Raw genomic sequence first — 21482 nt, 5'->3', positions numbered from 1 at the left:
ACTTTAGGAACAGGCAAGATGCCTATTCCACAACAAATAAACTTTCTTGTGGAACAGGCATCTTGCCTGTTCCTGATTACGGATGTAACGGATGTCAGGAAGAAGGAAGAAGGAAGAAGGAAGAAAGAAGAGGGAGAAGGGAAGAAGACTTTAGGAACAGGCAAGATGCCTATTCCACAACAAATAAACTTTCTTGTGGAACAGGCATCTTGCCTGTTCCTGATGGCGATAACTTACAGAGATTCAAAAGCCCCTTGCAATTTCTGGCAATCAGCGTTTTGGGCGATCGACTACCTCTAAAGGAATATTCAAAAAAACATTTTTCACAATTTATTAAAATTTATTATACTACTTGTCAGGTGCGGAGCGTAAATATTCTCTCACTCCCGATACACAATAAAGCCTGACCGAAAACAATTTAGTCGCCCGCCCCGCGATTCATTCCTTTGCAGGCTGAGTGACGGGGTAAACTTTTCAATTCTTTAATCTAAAATCTAAAATCTAAAATCGAATGACTCCCGACAAAACCGGATTCAGTATTAGCGCGACCGCCATTCGCCGCCACATCGGCACCCTCATGCTGACACTTGCTATTATAATCGTGGGCTTGTTTTACATCACCCAACTGCCCGTTGACTTGCTACCATCCATCACATATCCCCGCATCGGCGTGCGCTTAAACGCCCCCGGCGTCTCCCCAGAAGTAGCAATAGACGAAGTTACCCGCCCCCTCGAACAAGGACTTTCCGCCACTGAAGGCGTCATGCAAGTTTTCTCCCGGACTCGCGAAGGACAAGTCAGCGTCGATTTATTCTTCAAACCGGGGGGAAACATCGACCAGGCCCTCAACGACGCCACTGCGGCTGTCAACCGCATCCGCAACCGACTTCCCGATACAGTAGAATCGCCCACTCTCTTCAAAGTTGACCCTTCCCAGCAGCCGATTTACGAATTTGCCCTCACTTCCGACTCCCTGCAAGGAGTTGATTTGCGCGTATTTGCCGACGAAGAATTATCCAGAGAACTAAACGTAATTCCAGGAGTAGCAGCAGTTGACGTGGCCGGCGGCGTGCAAGAAGAAATTCAAGTAAATATTGACTTAAATCGCTTGCAATCTTTAGGGGTCAGTATTTCCGACGTTTTATCAGCCCTCGAATCCCGCAATCTCGACACTTCGGGCGGCCGGCTGCGGCAAGAAGCAGCGGAACCTTTAACCCGTACCGTCGGGCGATTTAAGAATGCGAAAGAAATTCAGGAAATTTCGTTTCAAGCATCGGGTTCCAATCCGCCAAAACGAGTTTTTTTGCGTGATTTTGCTCAGGTAATTGACGGTACAGAAGAAGAACGAGTTAAAGTATTTCTCAATCAGAAAGCCGCCGTAAAAATTACCATTCAAAAGCAGCCGGATGCTAATACTATCTCCGTTGTAGACGGCATCAAAAAGCGGCTAGAAGAATTAAAAGAATCCGGGCTCATTCCCGAAGGCACGACTATAGTCAATACTTTTGATGAGTCTAAGTTCATCCGCGATTCTATTAGCAACGTCGTATTTTCTGGTTTAACCGGGGCTGTTTTAGCCGGGGCATCTGTATTGCTGTTCCTCGCTTCCCTGCGCCAAACTTTGATTATTGTGCTGGCAATTCCCCTCGCAACTTTAATGGCGATTATTCTGATGGGAGTTTTTCACCTATCTCTCAACGTCTTCAGTTTGGGCGGTTTGGCACTGGGCGTGGGAATTGTGGTCGATAACTCGATCGTCATGCTGGAGAATATTGTCGAAGGAACCAGCAATAAAAACAGTGCCAACGGCAAGCAGCGCTTAAGTAACAAGCAGTTGATGCAGCAAGCAGAAAAAAGCAGCCAAGAATTAGAATCAGCTTTATTTGCTTCCACCATCACTAACTTAGTTGCCGTACTGCCATTTTTGCTAATAGGCGGCTTAGTTTCCTTACTTTTCAACGAATTAATTCTCACCATCACCTTTTCCGTCGCCGCCTCTCTGATTGTCGGATTGACAGTTGTACCGATGATGGCTTCTCGACTGCTAGCGCTGCGGGTATCCAGCGGTTTGAGCAACTTTTGGCCGCTGCGCGCATTCGATCGAGCTTTTACCAATGCTACCGCCGGTTACGGTAAATTTTTATCGGGCATAGTGCGGTGGCGGTTGATTATCATTGCAGTAGCGATTATTGGATTGGGTGGCGGCAGTTGGCTGATGGCTGGTCAAATTCCCCAGGAAATATTACCGAGAATTAATACCGGTCAAGCGAGATTGTTTGCTTTGTTTCCCGCCGGCACAAATTTGGCAACCAACCAAAAAATCATGGCAGAAGCTGAGAAAATTATCCTCAGCCAACCAGAAACTCAATACACTTTGACGACAGTGGGCGGGCTGTTGTTCGGCAACAATACGGTAGAAAATTTGCTGCGCGGCGGCTGCAACATTACGCTGAAACCTGGCACCAATACATTGGCTTTTGTGGAGCGAGTTACGCAAGAATTGAATAAAATTGATTTGCCAAAAAATACTCGTTTGCGGCTGAATCCAGAAAATGTGCGGGGTTTGGTTTTAACTAATTCGCCAGTGCGCGGCGCTGAAATTGATATCCTGCTTCAGGGCGAAAACGAACAAATATTGCAGCAAGCCGGCCGCGAGATATTGGGAACTTTGGATAAGAAGGTAAAATTAGCTCGTTTTCGCCCGGATGGAGACCCGCAGCAGACGGAAGTGCATATTCGCCCCAACTGGGAACAAGCGGAAATCTACGGATTGAATGCGAGGCAAATTGGAGAGGCGATTCAGACAGCAATTCAAGGTTCGGTTCCCACGCAATTGCAGCGGGGAAACCGTTTGGTTGATGTGCGGGTACAGTTCGATCGCGATTCTGTCCAATCGATTTCGGAACTAAAATTTATTCCTTTAACTGCTAGGGATAACAGCATTATCCGCTTGAGCGATGTGGCTAATATTGAACTGGGAAAAGCGCCTGGGGAAATTCAAAGGCTTAACCAGCGCCAAGTTTTCATGATTGCTGGGAATATTAATAAGGGCGCGAGTTTGGGCGATGCTTTGAAACAAGTGGATGCAGTTTTGTCGGAAATCAAATTGCCACAGGGAGTGCGAGTTATACCGAGTTCGGCGGCGGAAACTAACCGGGAATTGCAAAGTTCGCTGATTGTTTTGGGCTCTTTGGCGGCGTTTTTGGTATTTGTGGTAATGGCGGTGCAGTACAATTCGCTTGTCGATCCGCTGGTGATTATGTTAACGGTGCCGCTGGCTTTGGCTGGGGGGATTTTCGGGTTGTATGCGACTAAAACTGCGATCGGCGCAACGGTGATTGTGGGGGCGATTTTGCTGGTGGGAATTGTGGTAAATAATGCGATTATTATGGTGGAGTTGGCGAACCAAATTCTCGAAGATGAAAAGGTCGATCGCGCCACAGCAATTCTCAGGGCGGCACCTCAGCGCTTGCGTCCGATTTTGATGACAACTATTACCACAGTTTTGGGTTTATTTCCCCTAGCTTTGGGCATTGGAGACGGTTCGGAATTCTTGCAACCTTTGGGGGTTGTGGTGTTTTCCGGTTTGTCGCTGGCAACTTTGCTGACGCTGTTTATTATTCCGTGTTTTTACATTTTGCTGCACGACTTCTTTGGGATGTTTGCAGCGAAGAAGAAACCGCAGGCGGTTGCTATTCCTGTACAGAAGGCGGGGAGTAAGACTCCGAATTTGTAATAATTTAGTGCCAGCAAATACGCACTTTCCCGCAATCCGGCAGGGGTTTAAACCCCTGCCTCATAGCGAAAGTCGGTTAAAACCGACTGTAGATTTTGAGGAAAAATACGATCTATTTCAGTCCTCTTTTAGAGGACTTTTGCTATGAGACAGGGAATTAATTCCCTGTCGGACTGTCGGATTTACCAACAATACTGGTACTGCATTTGATGTGAAGTTGACGCGCCGATAATTAGTCGGTAAGGTGCGTCAGTAAACAGTCTCTGACTCCCCAAAGCAATTCCCGACTGACGCACCCTACGATAAATGGTGCAAAATTTTAGTTAAAATAAAGTCTATCTACGCAAGATATCTAAATATTTTTATGCGGATTTCACCAAAACACGAAAGACAAATTGACTGCGGGATTTTGGCTATAAATCAAACCACTAATTCCGAGTGGGCTATGGCGATAAGTTGCGGTCAAAAGGTCACTGTATGCGATCGCAACTTGTCGCCAAAATACGAATACCTGCTTCCCGACGAAATTAGCTGTTTAGCCATTAGTCCCAAAGGCGATTTGCTGGCAGCAATTATGGCAAATGGCAATCACTTAGCAATTGTAACAGCAGAAAACCAGCTAGTTTTTGAAGAACAGCTACCTAACCCTCCTGCTAAGTATTTATTGCATAATGACAATGGATTTCAGGATTGCTGGTTTGATGCAGACGGCTTGCGTTTTTGGTGCATCAAAGCAATCGAATGCGCGGAAATTGAAATTCAAATTCGCGATACCAATTCGTGGCAAATCCAGCGACAACTTTTGCTCGAAGACCCTTTTGGGTCGAGTTTCTCCTGGTTTCACCCGCACCCGGAAAATCAAATTTTAGCTATGTGGGTTGCTGCCGGTCAGGACGGACAGCAAATCTACTGGCTGTATGATGATGGTACGAAAATTCATGCCGTGGAGGTTCCCTGTCCTTATGACACAGGGCCTCCAGAATTTCATCCTGCTGGTAGCGAATTTCTGGTTGTACATGATTGTAATCTAAAAATCAGCCGATTCAGTTTTCCTGACTGCAATCTGCTGGGAATATGCGAATGGCCTGGACCTGATTGGGGAGTCGGTTTTGACTGCTATATGTGCTATCTTTCAGACGATTGCGTTCTAGTTAAAACTGATGAAGGGAGAATGCACATTATCGATATTAACAAAATGGAAGTATCAGAGGAAGTGATTTTAAGCGGTCACGAACCGCGTTCTTGTAAAGAACTTTACCCTACCCTCGATCTTAAAGAAGAGATTTGCGGCGACTTGCACTATTTCTATCGTTGCGATTCAGATAGCATTCTGTCCGTTCACTCACAACTGCCGAGTCAAGAACTTAACTCCAAACAAAAGACATTAGTTATCTTCGGGGGAAAAGAGTTGTTTGGTTCGCTGGCGAAGGTACAACAATCCGCACCCTACAGTAAATTATTTATCGAATCTTTAGGCATTTCTTAAGGATTTTCGATACAAAACGCTTCTTGTGCCGTGTTAGCTTTTCACTCGCTTTCCCACAATCCGACAGGGGTTGAAACCCCTGCCTCATAGCGAAAGTCGGTTAAAACCGACTGTAGATTTTGACGGGAAGTGCGAGGGATTTTAGTCCTCTTTCAGAGGACTTGAGCTATGAGACAGGGAATTCATTCCCTGTCGGACTGTCGGTTAAAACCGACTGTAGATTTTGACGGGAAGTGCGAGGGATTTTAGTCCTCTTTCAGAGGACTTGAGCTATGAGACAGGGAATGAATTCCCTGTCGGACTGTCGGACTCACAAACAATACCGGTACTGCATTCGATCTTAAGTTAACGCGCCGATAATTAGTCGGTAAGGTGCGTCAGTAAACAGTCTCTGACTCCCCAAAGAAATTCCACACTGACGCACCCTACGATAAATGCTGCAAGATTTCAGTTAAAATAGAGCTTATTTACGCTGAAATATCTTTATGCTGATTTTACCAAAACATGAAAGACAAATTGACTGGGGTATCTTAGCCATAAATCAACGCACTGATTCCGATTGGACTATTGCGACAAGTTGCGATCGCAAAAAAGTCACTTTAGTCGATCGCAACTTGTCGCCAAAATACGAATACCAGCTTCCCGACGAAATTAGCCATTCAGCCATCAGCCCCAAAGGCGATTTGCTGGCAGCAATTATGGCAAATGGCAATCATTTAGCAATTGTGGCAGCAGAAAACCAGCTAGTTTTTGAAGAACAGCTACCTAACCCTCCTGTTAAGCATTATTTGGATAACGAGAATGGATTTCGGGACTGCTGGTTTGATGCAGACGGCGTGCGTTTTTGGTGCATGAAAGTAATTGAAGCTCAAGAAGTCGAGATTCAAATTCGCGATACCAATTCATGGCAAATCCAGCGAAAACTTTTGCTCAAAGACCCTTTTGGATGGAGTTCCTTCTCGTTTCACCCGCACCCGGAAAATCAAATTTTAGCTATTTGGGCTGCTGCCGGTCAGGACGGAGAGCAAATCTATTGGCTGTATGATGATGGTACAGAAATTCACGCCGTGGAAGTTCCATGTCCCGATGACACAGGGCCCCCAGAATTTCATCCTGCTGGTGGCGAATTTGTGGTTCTACATGATTGTGAGCGACAAATCAGCCGATTCAGTTTTCCTGAGTGCAATTTAATGGGAATATGCGAATGGCCTTGGCCTGATTCTGATGACGGTTTTCACTACTATATGTGCTACCTATCAGACGATCGCCTTCTAATCAACAGTAATGAAGGACTTATGTATCTAATCGATCTTAACAAAATGGAGATATCAGATGAACTGATTTTAAGCGGTCATGAACCGCGCTCGTGTAAAGAACTTTACCCTACTCTCAAGGATCTTAAAGAACAGCTTTGCGGCGACTTGCACTATTTCTATCGTTGGGATTCAGATAGCATTCTGTCCGTTCATTCACAAATCCTGACTCAAGAACCTGAATCTCAACAGAAGACATTAGTTATCTTCGGGGGAAAAGAGTTGTTTGGTTCGCTGGCGAAGGTACAAGAATCGGCACCCTACAGTAAATTATTCATTCAATCTTTAGGCATTTCTTAAGGATTTTTAATACAAAACGCTTCTTGTGCCGTGTTAGCTTTTCACTCGCTTTCCCACAATCCGACAGGGGTTGAAACCCCTGCCTCATAGCGAAAGTCGGTTAAAACCGACTGTAGATTTTGACGGGAAGTGCGATCAATTTTAGTCCTCTTTCAGAGGACTTTAGCTATGAGACAGGGAATTCATTCCCTGTCGGAGTGTCGCTTAAAACTGAGATATTGCACCATTCTCAATTAGACGTAGGGGCGGGTTCGCCAACAGCCTTAAAGCTTGCAAATAGGTTCTATAAACCCGCCCGACCCCACGAAAAATCCTCTTATTGATATTGCTGCAAGATGTCGGTTAAAACCGACTGTAGATTTTGACGGGAAGTGCGAGGGATTTCAGTCCTCTTTGAGAGGACTTTTGCTATGAGACAGGGAATTCATTCCCTGTCGGAGTGTCGGATTTACCAACAATACTGGTACTGCATTTGATGTTAAGTTGACGCGGCAAGAATTAGTGGGTAAGGTGCGTCAGTAAACATTCTATGACTCCCAAAAGAAATTCCCGACTGACGCACCCTACGAGAATTAGTGTGTTTGACATCCGAAAGTCTTCGTGTTACACTTATACTACAGACCCCAACTGGCAAAACAAACTTAAACAAAAATGCCCTACGAAAAATTAGACATATCAGCCCCAAAACCAGTATTATCTTGGGCAAATCACGCCCTAGGCGAAAAAGAAACCAAGATGACCGCAAACGTAGCATCTTTGCCCTTTGTATTCAAACACGTCGCACTAATGCCGGATGTACATTTAGGCAAAGGTGCTTTAGTCGGTTCAGTAATTGCCACAAAAGAAGCGATTATTCCGGCGGCTGTCGGAGTTGATATTGGTTGCGGGATGGCTGCCATTAAAATGCCATTCAATGCTCACAAATTAGAAGGGAAACTCAAACAAATCCGCCTCGATATCGAAGCCGCAATTCCCGTGGGATTCGCGGAAAATAAAGAAGTAGAAAAAACTGTCACTAACTGGCAAAAATGGGGTGAGTTTAAGGAACTTCATCAAGGTGTGCAGCACCAAAACAATAAAGCCTTAAAACAAATGGGTTCCCTCGGCGGCGGCAATCATTTTATTGAGGTTTGCGTCGATACTGAAAACTTTGTTTGGCTGATGCTGCATTCCGGTTCTCGCGGCATTGGAAATTTGCTCGCACAGCAGCATATCGAGACTGCTAAAGATTTAGCTAAACTGGCAGAAATTAATCTGGCTGACAAAGATTTGGCTTATTTTGTAGCGGGTACGCGGGAGTTTGCCGCTTACTGGCACGATTTGCAGTGGGCGCAAGATTATGCTCGTTTTAATCGCGATGTAATGATGAATCGGTTTAAGCGAATTGTGGAAAAGCACGTCGCGGGTGGCAAATCTGTTAAGCCATTATTAGAGGTGAATTGCCACCACAATTACGCGGAAAAAGAGGTGCATTTTGGCGAAGATATGTATGTTACTCGCAAGGGTGCTGTACGCGCGGATGTACAGGATTACGGGATTATTCCGGGTTCGATGGGGGCGAAATCTTTTATTGTTAAAGGGAAGGGAAATGCTGAAAGTTACTGTAGTTGCAGTCACGGTGCGGGGCGATTGATGTCTCGATCTCAAGCGAAGAATGTATTCACTCTCGATGATTTGGTGCGGCAGACTGAGGGGGTTGAGTGCCGGAAAGATGAGCAATTTTTAGATGAAATTCCGGGGGCTTATAAGCCGATTGATGAGGTGATGAGTCAGCAGTCGGATTTGGTGGAAGTTGTGGCGACTCTGAAGCAGGTGGTTTGTGTCAAGGGGTGATGGTGATAATCAGAAACCGGGTTTTGTACGAAATTACTGCATTTGAGCCTTGAACTCGTGAAAAACCCGGTTTCTTTTTCTGGAGTTGGTCTCCCAAAGTCGGTATTGACACAAGGCTTCTTAATGGTTTATAAATAAAATGTAGAGCTTAGGAGAATCCCGAATATTACTCGATTGCAAAAATGCAAATACGTTGGGTCATATGAACAATAAAAACCATTTTAAATTATGAAGATTATTTCACTTAGACTAAAAAATAATTTTTTTGAGTGGGATTTTGATGAAATTAAGTTTTCATCAAACTTAACCCTTTTAGTAGGTGTATCAGGTGCAGGCAAAACCCAAATCCTGCGTGCAATTATCGATTTAAGACGTATTGCAAATGGAAAAGCTATAAATGGGTTTGAATGGAAAATCAAATTTTCTACGGTAAACGGTACTGAATTTATTTGGGAAGGTGGTTTTGATACTGTTGAAACAAATGAACTAAGTTTTGAGGATGATGAAAAAGAAAAACAAGATGAGCGAGAACAATATTCCTTAATTTATGAAAAATTGACCTCAAACGATCGGCTTTTAATTCTTAAGCGAAATTTGGAAGAAATTACGTTTAAAAATACCCCAATGCCTAAACTTTCTTCGCATCAATCAATGATATATATTTTGAAAGAAGAAAGTGTGATTAAAGAAGCCTTTGATGCTATAAATAAAATAGAATATCGCGATCATACAATAAACGGTCGGCGTCTTATAAACTCAAACCAATCTTTGCACTCGCTCAAAAATAAATACAAAACCTTAGACAGCATAGTAAATAGTGATGAGGATATTAGAACTAAACTATATCTGACTTTTGAAAACAAGTTAGATATTTATGAAAAAATAAAGTCAAGATTTATTGACATTTTTCCACAAATAGAAGATCTAAAAGTTGAGCCTTTTAAAACAGACATATTTCCTAAATCAATTGCTGAGAAATTTCAGCCTGGTATTTCTATAAAAGAGAAATCTGTACCAAAATGGATTAGAGAAAATAGGATGTCTTCGGGGATGTTGCGTACAATTATTCATATTGCCGAAATGTTTCTGGCAAATGAAGGTTCGGTAATATTGATTGATGAATTTGAAAATAGTTTAGGCATAAATTGTATTGACATCTTGACTGATGACCTGATTCACGAAAATAAAACCTTACAATTTATTGCTACAAGCCATCACCCTTACATTATCAATAATATTCCGTATGAATATTGGAAAATTGTGACTCGACAGGGCGGACATATTAGCATTTGTAATGCTTCAGATTATCGTTTGGGTAAATCTAAACAAGACGCATTTATTCAATTAACCAAAATTCTAGAAAAACAATCATAGTATGAACTTCTATTTTGTATTTGAAGGGAAGACAGAACCGATTGTTTATAAGAAGTGGTTATCTGTACTTCTTCCAGACTTGACAGAAGTGGATAATTTTGATGCTGTAAATAAGAATAACTATTATTACGAAAGTGATATGGGCGTTCCTAGCTGCTACAGAGTTGCTGCTAATGCTATCCAAGAAATTAACGATTTTCCTAAATATAATTACTTGGTACTATTTACAGATGCAGACCGTTTTACAGTTGCAGAGAAAAAAGCAGAAGCTGACGCTCAAATTAAGTTAGAATTAAAAGATAAACCTTTTAAAACATTACCGGAAAATTGCCAACTTGAAATTATTGTGCAGAAAGTTTGTATTGAAACTTGGTTTTTAGGCAATAGGAAGTTCTTTGTCAGACATCCACAACATAATTCAATTTTGAAAAAATACATCGAATATTTTGATGTAAGCACAAGTAATCCCGAAGACTTAGCGAGTGAATTTGTGCAAGATGAACAAAATACAAAGGATATTTTTGGATATAAAACAAAAGCTTTGTTTCATGAAGGTTATCTTAGAGAAATTTTCAAAGAGCGTAGTTCTGCGTCAAACAAGAGCTTTTCTTACCATAAATCTAAACCGAGAGAAGTACAAGAAAAATATTACCTTGAACAACTGATAGCAAGACTTGAGGCCAATTCAGATCACTTACTTAGTTTTCAAGAATTTATAAAGTTTTGTTTGAAAATTAAGGGGCAACTAAATCAATAATACATCGCCGTGCGCGCTGTGGGGAAAGGAGAATTCGATCGCACAAACAGCATCAAAAGGGGGAAATTGAGCTTAACTCGATTTCCCCCCTCTTGACAAACGCTTTGTTTTCTGAAGCTTTTCTCTAACACACCATCTGTCTCGACTCAATTTCTAGCAAGCGCAGCAGTGTTTCATCGCCCTTGGCTTTGGCTGCTTCCTTTCTACGATCGAGAATATTGCAAAGATTCGCCCGGTGCACTTGCGCCACTTCCATAACTGTTGGGTAAGATTTAACCGCCCCTGGGGCGTTAGCTGCTGCGACATCCCGATCGCCCGATTGAGCATCTCGCTTTTTGGTATAGTTTGGGCCGCCGTATTTTTTGGGGTTGGGAATGTGTCTCGGATACCGATAGTTCCAGTTTTGCCCCCGGTATTTGCCCGCGACTTCGCCTTCTACCATATCAACTGTCGGAATGTCGTACTCGTAGTTTGAACCGCGATAAGTTAGTTTCATATTTTTTGATCCTTATATTTATGGAGATAAAAAGGGCAGTCAGGTCAGGGTTGGTTTTCTTGGCTAAAACTTTTTTAGTTTCTGTATTCAATTATACGGTTTTTTGAGATGAATCCGTTTTATTTACAAAAATTAATATTTGGAGGGGGGAGACGGCAAGAAAAAACCCGCCGCAGCGGGTTTAATCGAGTTTTTGACTAATTCGAGCAGCACCCGGAGCGAAACTGCTTCGGTTCCGCAGAACTAGCCAACTGTCACCTGATCGGTTTGCACGCCTGCGGCACCTTCTTCAGCAGAGGCGATCGCCACCAACTTGTCGAGAATTTCCTGACTGGGAACTTGACCTTTGAGAACAACCGTGCTGCTGAGCTGAGCCACATAAACAGTCTCGATATCAGCAACTTCTGCATCGCCGTCAAAAGCTAAAGCTACCCGCTTCGCGAGGCCGCTTTCGTCAAAATTTCCGTCTGGGCCGACTTTAGCAGGAGCGATGGATTGCGCTTGTGCTGCTTGCTGTACTACTTGTGCCATCGGTTCAGCCGGGGCTTCAGGCTTTTCGAGTCCGAACAGTCTTTTAAACCAACCCATAGTATTTGAGTCTCCTGAAAATACACTTTTTACACAATAGCTCTAGAATTCCAAAAGACTCCTAATTGTTGCAAAACTCAGCGAAATTTATCAAAATGTTTTCCGGCAGACTTTCACGATCTCAAATCTCCTCTGATATCCAGATGTTTATTTGGCTATTTTATGTATGGGAGGCTACGCCTTGGATTGCAGGCCAGTAGTCGAAATAGTTCCCACTTTTACCTTGCAAAAACTGCACAGCGCGCCGGATTACATTCCCGGTTTGTTTAACTACCCAGGACATCTTGTGCGGGTGATCTAAGTGCGATCGCTGATACAGGCGACGCTAAACCCGCGCTTAATTGGGGGTAGCCCTGCATATACGCTGTCAATCTAATTCTTAACTTTTGATATAATATTGTTCTGCTTCTGACCAATTGAGTTTAAGCAACGAATCATCTCCCCATGTCAGCTTGAGACTCGGCTTAATTGCTTCCACGCCCAAAGCGCTAATAATCTGCGCTGCGACAGCTTTCGCCAATAGCGGGGGTACAGAATTTCCGACTTGGCGAAAACCGTGCCATTTTGTGACATGAAATCTAAACCAGTCAGGATAGGAATGCAGTCGCGCAGCTTCTCTGACTGTAATGCACCGAGGGGCGATCGGGTGAATCGGCCTCGGCGAAGTATAAGCCCCCCTGGCCCTGTCGGTTCCGGCCCTGAGAGTGTTGCAAACTCCGTCGGGGTGAAGCTTGTAAAAACGGCTGATCGGCTCTTTTTCGCCGCGTTTGGCCGCCTGAAACCTTTCTATACATTCCTGAGAATGTTTAGTTCGCAAACTACAAGATAGGATTTGTCGATCGTACTCGCGATCGTAGGAATAATCATCATCCAAAGCATCAATTCCGCGCATTATACTCGCATAAGTGCTGCACTTTCCGTACTCCGCCATTACCCAATCTCGATGCAGCAACTCGCTGTACTTTTCCACATCCGGCAAATCTCCAATCGCATCCCAAACTGTCGGGACAGCAGGTAAATTAATTTTTTTATAGCGTTTAGGAATTTTAATTTTCGGCAGTATCGTAGTTTGCTGAGGGTATTTGGGTAGATCATAACCTTCTTTGCACCCAATCAAAAACAATCGTTTGCGAGCTTGCGGCACTCCATAGTTAACGGCGTTGAGAACTTGATAATTTTCTTCTACTTTATACCCACATTTCAGAAAAGAGCTAATTAAAACATTCAGGAGTTCTTTGTGTTCTCCTGATGCAATCCCCGGCACATTTTCCATTACAAAGAACTTGGGTTTTAGCTCCAAAACTAAGCGCTGAAAGTGAAAAATTAGAGAATTTCGCGGGTCGTCAACATCGCGCTTGCCCATCATGGAGAATCCTTGACAGGGCGAACCGCTGATTACTACGTCTATCTCGCGCCGCCCGATCGCCGATTTTTTCCGAATTTCCGAACCCGTAAGCGCTGTGACATCTTTGCAGAGAATAGAACACAGCGGGAAATTAAACTCGTGTGTGGCGCAGTGAATAGGGTCAATTTCGACTGATGCAAGTACATCAAAACCTGCTTGTTCAAAGCCCAGAGTCATGCCGCCCGCACCTGCAAATAAATCAACAGCGATCGGTCGCTTTTTCCGATTGCTTGGCATAACATTTCAATAAAAAAGTTGCTTTAATAGAAATTAAGGAAATCAACCGCGTTTTTGGTAATAAATCGTGGGTTTGTCCACCAGCCAGCCACAAAGGAACCGGGTTTATACATAACTTTTAAATACAACAAATGCTTTAAGAAGCTGTATTTAATTTGACATTTTTCATTATTTCCGCAGCGGCCCGATCGCATACACCCACATCTCCGAGACTTTCCCGCATTTCCCGATAACCTGCCAAAGTTTGCTGGCGTCGATCGGCATTTTGCAGCAATTCCAGTGCGTGATTCACTATATTTTCTGCAGTCGCCTCGTCTTGCAGCAACTCCGGGACGATCGGCTTCATTTGCACCAAATTGGGCGGAGACATAAAAGGAATCGAAAATTTCAGCACGTGGCGAGCAATAACCGCCGTAATCGGACTGACGCGGTAAGCTACAACTTGCGGAACGTCGAGCAAAGCTAGCTCCAGATTAACAGTACCAGATTTAGCGATCGCCAGATCGGCAGCAGCCAAGATTTCCAGAGTTTGATTTTCTAACAAAGTAGCCCGCAAACCGTAATTCTCGATCGCCTGTTCGATTTTGCTGCGGAAAGCTTGGTTAGCAAGCGGAATCCAGAAATGAACTTCCGGCAATTTAGCTTGAATAATTTGAGCGGCCTCAAATATAACCGGCATCAGGTACTTGAGTTCTTGGTGTCTGGAAGCGGGAATTAGGGCGATCGACACCTGTTCCGGCCCAATTCCCAAAGTTTTGCGGGCAACTTCCCGGCTGGGCGCAGATTGCATTCTATCCACCAAAGGATGGCCAACCCAACTCACTTCGGCTCCTTTTTTTTGATAATAACAAGCTTCTTCGGGGAAAATTGCCAAAAGTTGGTCGCAAATATTGACAATCAGATCAGTATTGCGAGGAGAAATCGACCAAACCCATTCTTGAGGTGCGATGTACCAAACCACCGGCAAATCAGGCAAACAGCGGCGGATGTAGCTGCCAATACCGAGATTTGGAGTCAAATAATCAATCAATACAACAGCATCCGGGCGAAAGTTTTTGAGATATTGTTTAGCTTTTTGCTGAACTTGGATCGTTGGCCAAATATACGGCACTGATTCTATAAGGCCCATAGAACCAATGCCCAAAGTATCGCCTAAAATAGTAGCCCCAGCTTCCGCCATACGAGGGCCGCCCAATCCTGTTATTTCTAACTCCAAACCAGCCGCGACAGCGTGACGTTTTAAGGCTGCAACTAACAAAGAGCCTTGCAAATCGCCCGAAACCTCACCAGTGCTGATAAAAATTTTCATATTGTGAATTTATACAGGTGAGATGTTTGCTAATAACTCGGTAACAGCATCATATTGATCGGGCATATTAGCACAGCGTAGCAGTAATTCTAAGTCCAGAGCGGGAAGGAATGTACTCCGGGAAATCTGCTCATAATTTTCACCTGTTAAGTAATAGAGAGATAACTGACTATTTTGCCAAAACCAGACTTCCCGAACACCCAATCTTTTGTAGAATTCTAGAGTATTTATCCCGCCACTGGTAATTACCACTTCAATAGCAATATCTGGGACTATTTTTTGGGTTCCTATATCATAGGAATCATCCGGCTCTTTTCTACCGCCTAATTCTCTGTCACCCAGAGTCGGCCCGCCCTTGCCGTAAAATCTAATCCCATTTGCTCTCATATATGCCTCTAGCAGCATACAGAGAGTTTTCTTGATTATTTCGTGTTCGGGCGAGACAGTCATAATTTGCAGTATTTTATCGAGATAGAAAAATTTCACACCTCTGACATCTTTAAAAGCTGCTTCTATCGCTTCAAATTGCTCCCAACTAACATCTGATAACCTAATGCAGCCATCTTGTTCTGTTTCAGGGTATGTAGATTTGACTGAAGTATATACATTCATAGGGCAACAGTCGCTTAGTTCATAGGTTTATTCTACCTCATTCACTTCTTGCCTGGAATCAAACCGCGCCGCCCTTTGGTTATAGACTGCTGCACAAATCTCCGCAGGTGCTGCAAGTGGGCGTTTTCTGGCAACAAATCCAACTGTTCCAAAGCTCGATCGAGAGTGTAGCCAGAACGGTATAAAATACGAAAAGTTTTCTTCAAAACTAGCAAATCTTCTGCAGTAAAACCGGCGCGTTCGAGGCCTATTTTGTTGATTGCTCGCACTCTCGAAGGATTCCCCTCGACTAGCATATAAGGAGGTACGTCTCGATCGATCCTGCTCAAGCCGCCCACCATAGACAAGCGGCCGATGTGGACAAACTGATGAACCCCCAAAACACCGCTCAATCGGGCTTGAGACTCGATTTTAACGTGTCCGGCTAAGGCTACAGCATTGGCGATAATTACTCGATCGGCGATCGCGCAATTGTGTCCCACATGAACATAAGCCATCAATAGATTATGATTGCCAATAGTCGTGCTTTCCCCGGCTCCAGTAGCGCGGTTAATTGTCACGTATTCCCGAATCAGATTGTTGTCGCCAATTTTCACCCTAGTCAGAGAACCCTCATATTTCAAATCTTGAGGTTCCAAACCAATCGCCGCACCGGGGAAAATTTGATTGCGAGCGCCTATTTCTGTTAGCCCGTCGATAATTGCATGAGCGCCAATCTTAGTCTCCGGCCCTATTTTCACTCTTTCCCCAATTACAGCATAAGCTCCCACTTCTACAGTCGGGTGAAGTTCAGCGCGGGGATGAATCACAGCAGTTGGGTGAATCAAAGTAAGCATTTTTTATTAGTCAGTTTTCAGTTTTCAGTTTTCATTTTTCATACAAAATCAAGCTTAAATACCCCGTTTATTTCTTAGTCCGCGGCGGACTTCGTTTGTGTAGTAGCGATTTCAATCGCCGAATCATCAAGGAGTAACAAACCAGGATTTAGTATCAGTAGTCAATTGTCAATTGTCAATTGTCATTGGTTATCAGGAATATAGAGAAATTCCCAAATAACACATAACCAATCACCAATCACCAATCACCAATCACCAATCACCAACTTAATCTACCATCGAAAACGTCAATTCTCCTTCACAAACTTTTTGTCCGTCTACTTCAGCCAGAGCCTGCATTTTTGCGAAGCGACGGCGTTTTACCCACAGCAATTCTACCGTCATCAGCAACTGATCGCCCGGTACAACCTGACGACGGAACTTGACTTCATCAATTCCGGTAAACATCCACAATCCTTGCTTGATGTCGGGTAACTGAGCCAGAACAATACCGCCAACTTGAGCCATCGCTTCGACAATTAATACTCCAGGCATAATTGGCCGTCCGGGAAAATGCCCTTGAAAATGCGGTTCGTTGAAAGTCACATTTTTAATTCCTACAGCCTTCTCGGACGGCACGTAATCAACAATCTTGTCAACCAGTGCAAAAGGATAGCGATGAGGCAATAATTTATGAATTTCTTCGAGAGTAAAAGTAGATTTAACCGCTGGAGAATCCTCACCGTTTTCGGTGGGAACGGATTCAGAATTAGCAGTATTGGGGGTGTTAACTTCAGTCAGCGTAGACATTACTTGAAGACTTTTGAGTGTGGTATTGCAGAAGGCAGAAGGAAGAAGGAAGATGCAATCTTAACAGATCACCTGTTTTTTCCTAACTTTTATCTAGGGTAGCTAGAGCTTCCGATTTCAGGGCTTGGGCGAGTTGGACGTGCAGGTTGTGACTGGCTTTGTAAGCCAAGTAGTGAGCTTTTGGCCAAGTTCCTAGCAGACTGAGGTCGCCTACTAAGTCTAAGATTTTATGGCGCACCGGTTCGTTGACAAATCTCAAGGGCGGGTTGAGCCAGCCGGATCGATCGCAAACTAGGGCGTTCTCTAGGGTACCACCTTTGATCAAACCTGCTTGTCGCAATTGGTCAACTTGGCGAGCAAGTCCAAAAGTGCGGGCTGGGGCGATCGCCGTCGCAAAACTTTCTGCCTCTGGCGACCAACTGTACCATTGATTGCCGATCGCCTGTTCCTCAAAATCAATTCCGTAACTAAATCGAGTTTCCGCTGACGGTAAAGCCGCTGCAAAAGCATCCCCGTGGCGCACCCAAATTGGCTGTTCTAGGACGAAGGAGGAAGTGGGGGCTTGCTTCGATTCTTGAGCAACTAAGCCGGTATGGGCGATCGCCTCTACCCAAACCAGAGCCGAACCGTCCAGCAGCGGCACTTCCGGCCCATCAACCTCAATTCGAGCATTATCCGCTCCCATCCCCGCCAAACCGGCTAATAGATGCTCTACAGTGCGAATTTGAGCATCGATACCTGCGAGTTCAGTTGAAAGTGCAGTCTGACAAACCGCCTCAATTTTTGCAGGAATTCTCGGAGCACCAGGCAAGTCAATTCTGACAAAATAGCGGCCTTCCCCAACCTCCGCAGGCAAAACTCGGACGCGAGTTTGTGTGCCGCTATGCAAACCGATTCCCGACAGTTCAAATTCAGATTTCAGGGTACGTTCAATAGTCATTAGTCATGAGTCATTAGTTAGTAGTCAGTAGTCAGTAGTTAGTAGTCAACTGTCAACTGCCAACTGTCAACTGTCAACTGCCAACTGTCAACTGCCAACTGCCAACTGCCAACTTAGAATCGCTCACCAATTCCAAAGTGAATTTGATTGTCGCCAGTGTCGTTGATACCGTAATCGATCCGGATCGGCCCTAAAGGAGATTGAACCCGCACGCCGAGGCCGTAACCGTAACCGCTACCGGGCTTTTCGCGAATACCTGCCGGGTCGCCTGGGACATCTTTGCCCGTGCCCAAGTCAGTGCCAGCATCCAAAAATAGCGCTCCGCCGATAAACGAAATAATCGGGAAACGGTACTCAACGCTGGCTTCTAGGAAACTGCGGCCGGCTCCCAGGTCGCCTTCGGCGTACCCGCGCACCGAGTTGGCGCCGCCCAAGGCAAAGGCTTCGTAGGGAGGCAAATCTCCGAATACGGTGCCGCCTCTAAAACTAAATGCCAGGGTTTGAGGGCCGGCGGTAAAGTTAGTGTACTTGACTGGTAGATACAAGCTGTAGCTTGCCCGCAGGCGGTTTAAGAGGATGCTGCCGGAACCGACAGGAATCGATTGTTCCATCCCAAATCTGAGCAGGGAACCGCTAGTGGGGCGGAGAGCGTCGTTGCGCCGATCGCGTACAACACCTGCTTGCAAAGTTGTCAAGTCATCCGAACCCGAATCGCTAAAACTTAACAGGTTGCCGAGTTCGTCCTCGGATTCGCGCCTGCCTTTGCGATCGGTAATTGAGACTCGCTGGTACTGCAAGCCGACTGAAGCTGTCCACTCAGAATCGGCAAAAGGATTGGCCGACAGGGGACGGGTGAAATTGATGCCGGCCCCGGTGCGATTGATGCGGGGTCGATCCTCGTTGGGCAATCTGACTTCCCGTTCGCCACCGTCAAAAATCACGCTGATCGATCGTCTTCTAAACGCATTAATCGTATAAGAAGTCCGGTAAGGATCGCCCGCAATCCAGGGATCTGTAAAACTCACGTCAAACAGATTTTGGCGTTCCCCGATTTGCACCTCAGCCCCCAACTTCTGGTTCCTACCGCCCAAGTTTTGCTGCTGGTAACTCACCGTACCGAACAAACCCGTCGCGGAACTCAAACCCGCACCGGCCGCCAGAGAACCGGTATTTTTCTCAATGACGTTGACAATTACCCTTGCCTTGCGGGGGTCAGTCGTTCCCGGTTCCAAGGCAAGCCGCACGTCTTCAAAAATTCCCAAACCAAACACCCGTCTCAAATCCCTTTCCGCCTTGGTGCGGTTAAAGATGTCTCCGGGCTTGAGTTCTACTTCGCGGGTGATGACAAACCGGCGGGTGTTGCCTCCGATGGGCTGACCCGTGGCATCTGTTGCCTCTCCCTCCTTGTTCAGGAAGCGGACATCAACGGATTCGATCTGGCCTTCTGCCACTACCAGGGTGACAGTGCCGTCGTCTGCTACTTGCGGGGCATCAGTGATTTGCCCCAAAACATAGCCGTTCTCTTGATACCACGCATTAATTTTTTTCACTCCCTCTTCAAAGCGGCGGAGGTTGAGAATTTTGCCGTATTGATCGCGGAAGCTTTCGTCAATTACGCTTTGGGGCAGCACTTGCTGACCGGTGATTGTCACTCCCCGCAATACCGGATTTGGCTGCACAATAAAAGTCACCCGGACGCCCAACGGGGTGTCTTCCGGTACTGCCCGCACGTTTCTAAAAAAGCCTGTGGCAAAAATGGCGTTGATGTCTTGTTGCAGTTGGCTGCGGTTGGTCGTGCGTCCCGGTTGGGTGCTGATGACTCGGTAAATTTCGCTTTCCAAGTCTTCCGTCGCCCCGGTGACTGTAACTTCTGCAACTAGCACTTGCGGTTCTGCCGCCCCAGCGGGTGCGGGCGTTTGTCTGGGCCGCGGTGCTGGGCCAGGGGGCAATGGGGGAACGGTGTTAGCCGGCGGTCTGGTCGGGGCCGGTCTGGTCGGGGCCGGTCTGGTCGGGGCAGGTCTGGGGGGAACTTGGGCGTTTTGATCGATCGCCCCTGATTCCTCTGGTTTCCCTAGCTCTGCTGCGATCCAGGCGGGCGTTACAGCCGCTTCCGATGGGGGGAGCGAGCTGTCCTGTTGCGCCTCTGGCAGGGCGTTTTGGGTGCTAGAGGCGGGGGAGGGGTTGGATGCTAGCTGGGGTTGGAGTTGAAGGAGCGGAGGTGAAACCGGGGAGGGCGGGTCTGTGACTAGGTTTGGGGGCTCCTCGCCTTGTCCTCTGGCAGGGGCCTCAGCTATTGTTAGGGCTTCCCCTGTGCTAGTTTTAGCGGCTTTGCGGTCTTGAGGAGGGTTTTGGGTTAATTCTGGAATGGGGCGATCGGGTAATTCGATCGACGGGGCGGGCCGGGCGGCAGCCAAAGCTTCCTCTGCAGATTCAGAGTAGGATGTTTGGCCGTTTGCAGAATTTGATAACCCGAATGTTGCTGAGGCAGTAAAAACTGCCACCAATACAGCAGATAAACGCATTTTTGTTCACTTTTTTGGGCAATTCACACACCACATTAGTCATTATTCATTAGTCATTAGTCATTAGTTATATAAGTCGGTGGAATTTCGCGCTGACCGCTAATTGATGACTGTTGACCGCTGATTGCTGACATCAAAGGCACAAGGGTGACAAACTGTGCAATTGTAGCGCATTGTTAAAGCCTCTAGACTTTCTGAGCTAGAACCCGTTGGAGAACTTGCTGGTAAGCGGTTTCCACCGATCCCAAGTCGCGGCGGAATCGGTCTTTGTCCATAACACGGGCGTCGGGGTCGGTTTCTGCGTTGTCCCACAGGCGGCAGGTGTCGGGACTGATTTCGTCGGCGAGGAGCAGATTTTGATGTTGGTCGATACCGAATTCTAGTTTGAAGTCTACTAGGGTGATGCCGCACTCGGTGAAAAATTCTTTGAGTATTTCGTTAATTTCGCGGGCGGCTATTTCTAGTTGGTCTACTTGTTCGGGGGTGGCTAGCTGCATTAACTGGAGCCTGTCGCGGGTCAGCAGCGGGTCTCCCAAATCGTCGTTTTTGTAATAAAACTCCACCAGCGGCGGATTGACAATTGTGCCGAGGGCGAGACCGGTTTGCTTGCAAAGACTGCCGGCGGCAATGTTTCTAACTACGACTTCCAATGGCAAGATTTGGACGCGACAGACTCGCATTTGGTTGGGGGCCGGCGTGTCGATGAAGTGGGTGGGAATCCCTTTGGCTTCTAGCATCCGAAACAGGTGGGCGGATACGGCGCAGTTGATTTCGCCTTTGCCGACGATGCTGCCGCGTTTCTGGGCGTTAAAGGCTGTGGCGTCGTCTTTGAAGTGGGTCAGCAAAATTTCGCTGTCTTCGGTGGAGTAGAGGATTTTGGCTTTGCCTTCGTAGAGTTTGCGATCGGCTGACATGGCGATTAATAATGAATGTAGATGAGTTTTAGATT

At 45.8% G+C, this 21482-nt stretch carries 16 protein-coding genes and 1 pseudogene; 7 read left to right on the top strand and 10 right to left on the bottom strand.

The window, feature by feature from the left end; genetic code table 11:
* From QUB16_RS09965 to QUB16_RS09935, 7 genes and pseudogenes are all read left to right on the top strand, one after another.
* A pseudogene (locus QUB16_RS09965) lies at nucleotides 1-300 on the top strand (hypothetical protein); the annotation flags it as partial.
* A 211-nt stretch (nucleotides 301-511) separates the two neighbouring features.
* Nucleotides 512-3736, top strand: coding sequence for an efflux RND transporter permease subunit (locus tag QUB16_RS09960; RefSeq protein WP_333315798.1), 3225 nt, complete (start codon nucleotides 512-514; stop codon nucleotides 3734-3736).
* Nucleotides 3737-4100: 364 nt separating this feature from the next.
* Nucleotides 4101-5222: a hypothetical protein gene (locus tag QUB16_RS09955; protein ID WP_333315797.1), complete on the top strand. Its 1122-nt coding sequence runs from the start codon at nucleotides 4101-4103 to the stop codon at nucleotides 5220-5222.
* Between the two features lie 485 nt (nucleotides 5223-5707).
* Entirely contained in the window at nucleotides 5708-6835 is a 1128-nt protein-coding gene (locus QUB16_RS09950; RefSeq protein WP_333315796.1) for a hypothetical protein, read from the top strand.
* 651 nt (nucleotides 6836-7486) lie between these two features.
* Nucleotides 7487-8668, top strand: a complete 1182-nt coding sequence (locus QUB16_RS09945; protein ID WP_333315795.1) for an RtcB family protein — start codon at nucleotides 7487-7489, stop codon at nucleotides 8666-8668.
* Between the two features lie 228 nt (nucleotides 8669-8896).
* Nucleotides 8897-10042, top strand: coding sequence for an AAA family ATPase (locus QUB16_RS09940; protein ID WP_333315794.1), 1146 nt, complete (start codon nucleotides 8897-8899; stop codon nucleotides 10040-10042).
* 1 nt (nucleotide 10043) lies between these two features.
* Nucleotides 10044-10799, top strand: a complete 756-nt coding sequence (locus tag QUB16_RS09935) for a hypothetical protein (RefSeq protein ID WP_333315793.1) — start codon at nucleotides 10044-10046, stop codon at nucleotides 10797-10799.
* 124 nt (nucleotides 10800-10923) lie between these two features.
* On the opposite strand, the gene QUB16_RS09930 is transcribed toward QUB16_RS09935, so the two are convergent.
* The 10 genes from QUB16_RS09930 to purC all read right to left on the bottom strand — a co-directional run bounded on the left by QUB16_RS09930 (nucleotide 10924) and on the right by purC (nucleotide 21447).
* Complete coding sequence (locus tag QUB16_RS09930) at nucleotides 10924-11295, bottom strand: DUF4278 domain-containing protein (RefSeq protein ID WP_333315792.1); 372 nt, start codon at nucleotides 11293-11295, stop codon at nucleotides 10924-10926.
* Between the two features lie 243 nt (nucleotides 11296-11538).
* Nucleotides 11539-11883: a BON domain-containing protein gene (locus tag QUB16_RS09925; protein WP_333315791.1), complete on the bottom strand. Its 345-nt coding sequence runs from the start codon at nucleotides 11881-11883 to the stop codon at nucleotides 11539-11541.
* 379 nt (nucleotides 11884-12262) lie between these two features.
* The gene (locus QUB16_RS09920; RefSeq protein WP_333315790.1) at nucleotides 12263-13525 is read right to left on the bottom strand and encodes a DNA cytosine methyltransferase; all 1263 of its coding nucleotides are present in this window, start codon (nucleotides 13523-13525) and stop codon (nucleotides 12263-12265) included.
* A 136-nt stretch (nucleotides 13526-13661) separates the two neighbouring features.
* Complete coding sequence (lpxB, locus tag QUB16_RS09915; RefSeq protein ID WP_333315789.1) at nucleotides 13662-14834, bottom strand: lipid-A-disaccharide synthase; 1173 nt, start codon at nucleotides 14832-14834, stop codon at nucleotides 13662-13664.
* Between the two features lie 9 nt (nucleotides 14835-14843).
* Nucleotides 14844-15446 (bottom strand): Uma2 family endonuclease, encoded by a 603-nt coding sequence (locus QUB16_RS09910; RefSeq protein ID WP_333315788.1) that lies wholly within the window; start codon nucleotides 15444-15446, stop codon nucleotides 14844-14846.
* Between the two features lie 41 nt (nucleotides 15447-15487).
* On the bottom strand, nucleotides 15488-16282 hold the full coding sequence (gene lpxA, locus QUB16_RS09905) for an acyl-ACP--UDP-N-acetylglucosamine O-acyltransferase (protein WP_333206857.1): 795 nt from the start codon (nucleotides 16280-16282) through the stop codon (nucleotides 15488-15490).
* 267 nt (nucleotides 16283-16549) lie between these two features.
* Nucleotides 16550-17071 (bottom strand): 3-hydroxyacyl-ACP dehydratase FabZ, encoded by a 522-nt coding sequence (fabZ, locus tag QUB16_RS09900; protein WP_333315787.1) that lies wholly within the window; start codon nucleotides 17069-17071, stop codon nucleotides 16550-16552.
* An 82-nt stretch (nucleotides 17072-17153) separates the two neighbouring features.
* Complete coding sequence (gene lpxC / locus QUB16_RS09895; RefSeq protein ID WP_333315786.1) at nucleotides 17154-18011, bottom strand: UDP-3-O-acyl-N-acetylglucosamine deacetylase; 858 nt, start codon at nucleotides 18009-18011, stop codon at nucleotides 17154-17156.
* Between the two features lie 113 nt (nucleotides 18012-18124).
* Entirely contained in the window at nucleotides 18125-20533 is a 2409-nt protein-coding gene (locus QUB16_RS09890) for a BamA/TamA family outer membrane protein (protein WP_333315785.1), read from the bottom strand.
* A gap of 185 nt (nucleotides 20534-20718) precedes the next feature.
* Nucleotides 20719-21447, bottom strand: coding sequence for a phosphoribosylaminoimidazolesuccinocarboxamide synthase (purC, locus tag QUB16_RS09885; protein ID WP_333142053.1), 729 nt, complete (start codon nucleotides 21445-21447; stop codon nucleotides 20719-20721).
* Nucleotides 21448-21482 lie beyond the last annotated feature (35 nt).

The sequence above is a fragment of the Microcoleus sp. D3_18a_C4 genome (assembly GCF_036702415.1).
Lineage (GTDB): Bacteria > Cyanobacteriota > Cyanobacteriia > Cyanobacteriales > Microcoleaceae > Microcoleus.
The sequence above is the reverse complement of the archived record's forward strand: the minus strand, read 5'-3'. Positions and strand labels throughout refer to the sequence as shown.

Coding starts and splice junctions, on each gene's coding strand:
- QUB16_RS09950 (WP_333315796.1), top strand. CDS start 5,708: ATGCTGATTTTACCAAAACATGAAAGACAAATTGACTGGGGTATCTTA.
- lpxB (WP_333315789.1), bottom strand. CDS start 14,834: ATGAAAATTTTTATCAGCACTGGTGAGGTTTCGGGCGATTTGCAAGGC.
- lpxA (WP_333206857.1), bottom strand. CDS start 16,282: ATGCTTACTTTGATTCACCCAACTGCTGTGATTCATCCCCGCGCTGAA.
- QUB16_RS09930 (WP_333315792.1), bottom strand. CDS start 11,295: ATGAAACTAACTTATCGCGGTTCAAACTACGAGTACGACATTCCGACA.
- QUB16_RS09890 (WP_333315785.1), bottom strand. CDS start 20,533: ATGCGTTTATCTGCTGTATTGGTGGCAGTTTTTACTGCCTCAGCAACA.
- QUB16_RS09935 (WP_333315793.1), top strand. CDS start 10,044: ATGAACTTCTATTTTGTATTTGAAGGGAAGACAGAACCGATTGTTTAT.
- QUB16_RS09925 (WP_333315791.1), bottom strand. CDS start 11,883: ATGGGTTGGTTTAAAAGACTGTTCGGACTCGAAAAGCCTGAAGCCCCG.
- purC (WP_333142053.1), bottom strand. CDS start 21,447: ATGTCAGCCGATCGCAAACTCTACGAAGGCAAAGCCAAAATCCTCTAC.
- QUB16_RS09945 (WP_333315795.1), top strand. CDS start 7,487: ATGCCCTACGAAAAATTAGACATATCAGCCCCAAAACCAGTATTATCT.
- QUB16_RS09960 (WP_333315798.1), top strand. CDS start 512: ATGACTCCCGACAAAACCGGATTCAGTATTAGCGCGACCGCCATTCGC.
- QUB16_RS09955 (WP_333315797.1), top strand. CDS start 4,101: ATGCGGATTTCACCAAAACACGAAAGACAAATTGACTGCGGGATTTTG.
- QUB16_RS09910 (WP_333315788.1), bottom strand. CDS start 15,446: ATGAATGTATATACTTCAGTCAAATCTACATACCCTGAAACAGAACAA.
- lpxC (WP_333315786.1), bottom strand. CDS start 18,011: ATGACTATTGAACGTACCCTGAAATCTGAATTTGAACTGTCGGGAATC.
- fabZ (WP_333315787.1), bottom strand. CDS start 17,071: ATGTCTACGCTGACTGAAGTTAACACCCCCAATACTGCTAATTCTGAA.
- QUB16_RS09920 (WP_333315790.1), bottom strand. CDS start 13,525: ATGCCAAGCAATCGGAAAAAGCGACCGATCGCTGTTGATTTATTTGCA.
- QUB16_RS09940 (WP_333315794.1), top strand. CDS start 8,897: ATGAAGATTATTTCACTTAGACTAAAAAATAATTTTTTTGAGTGGGAT.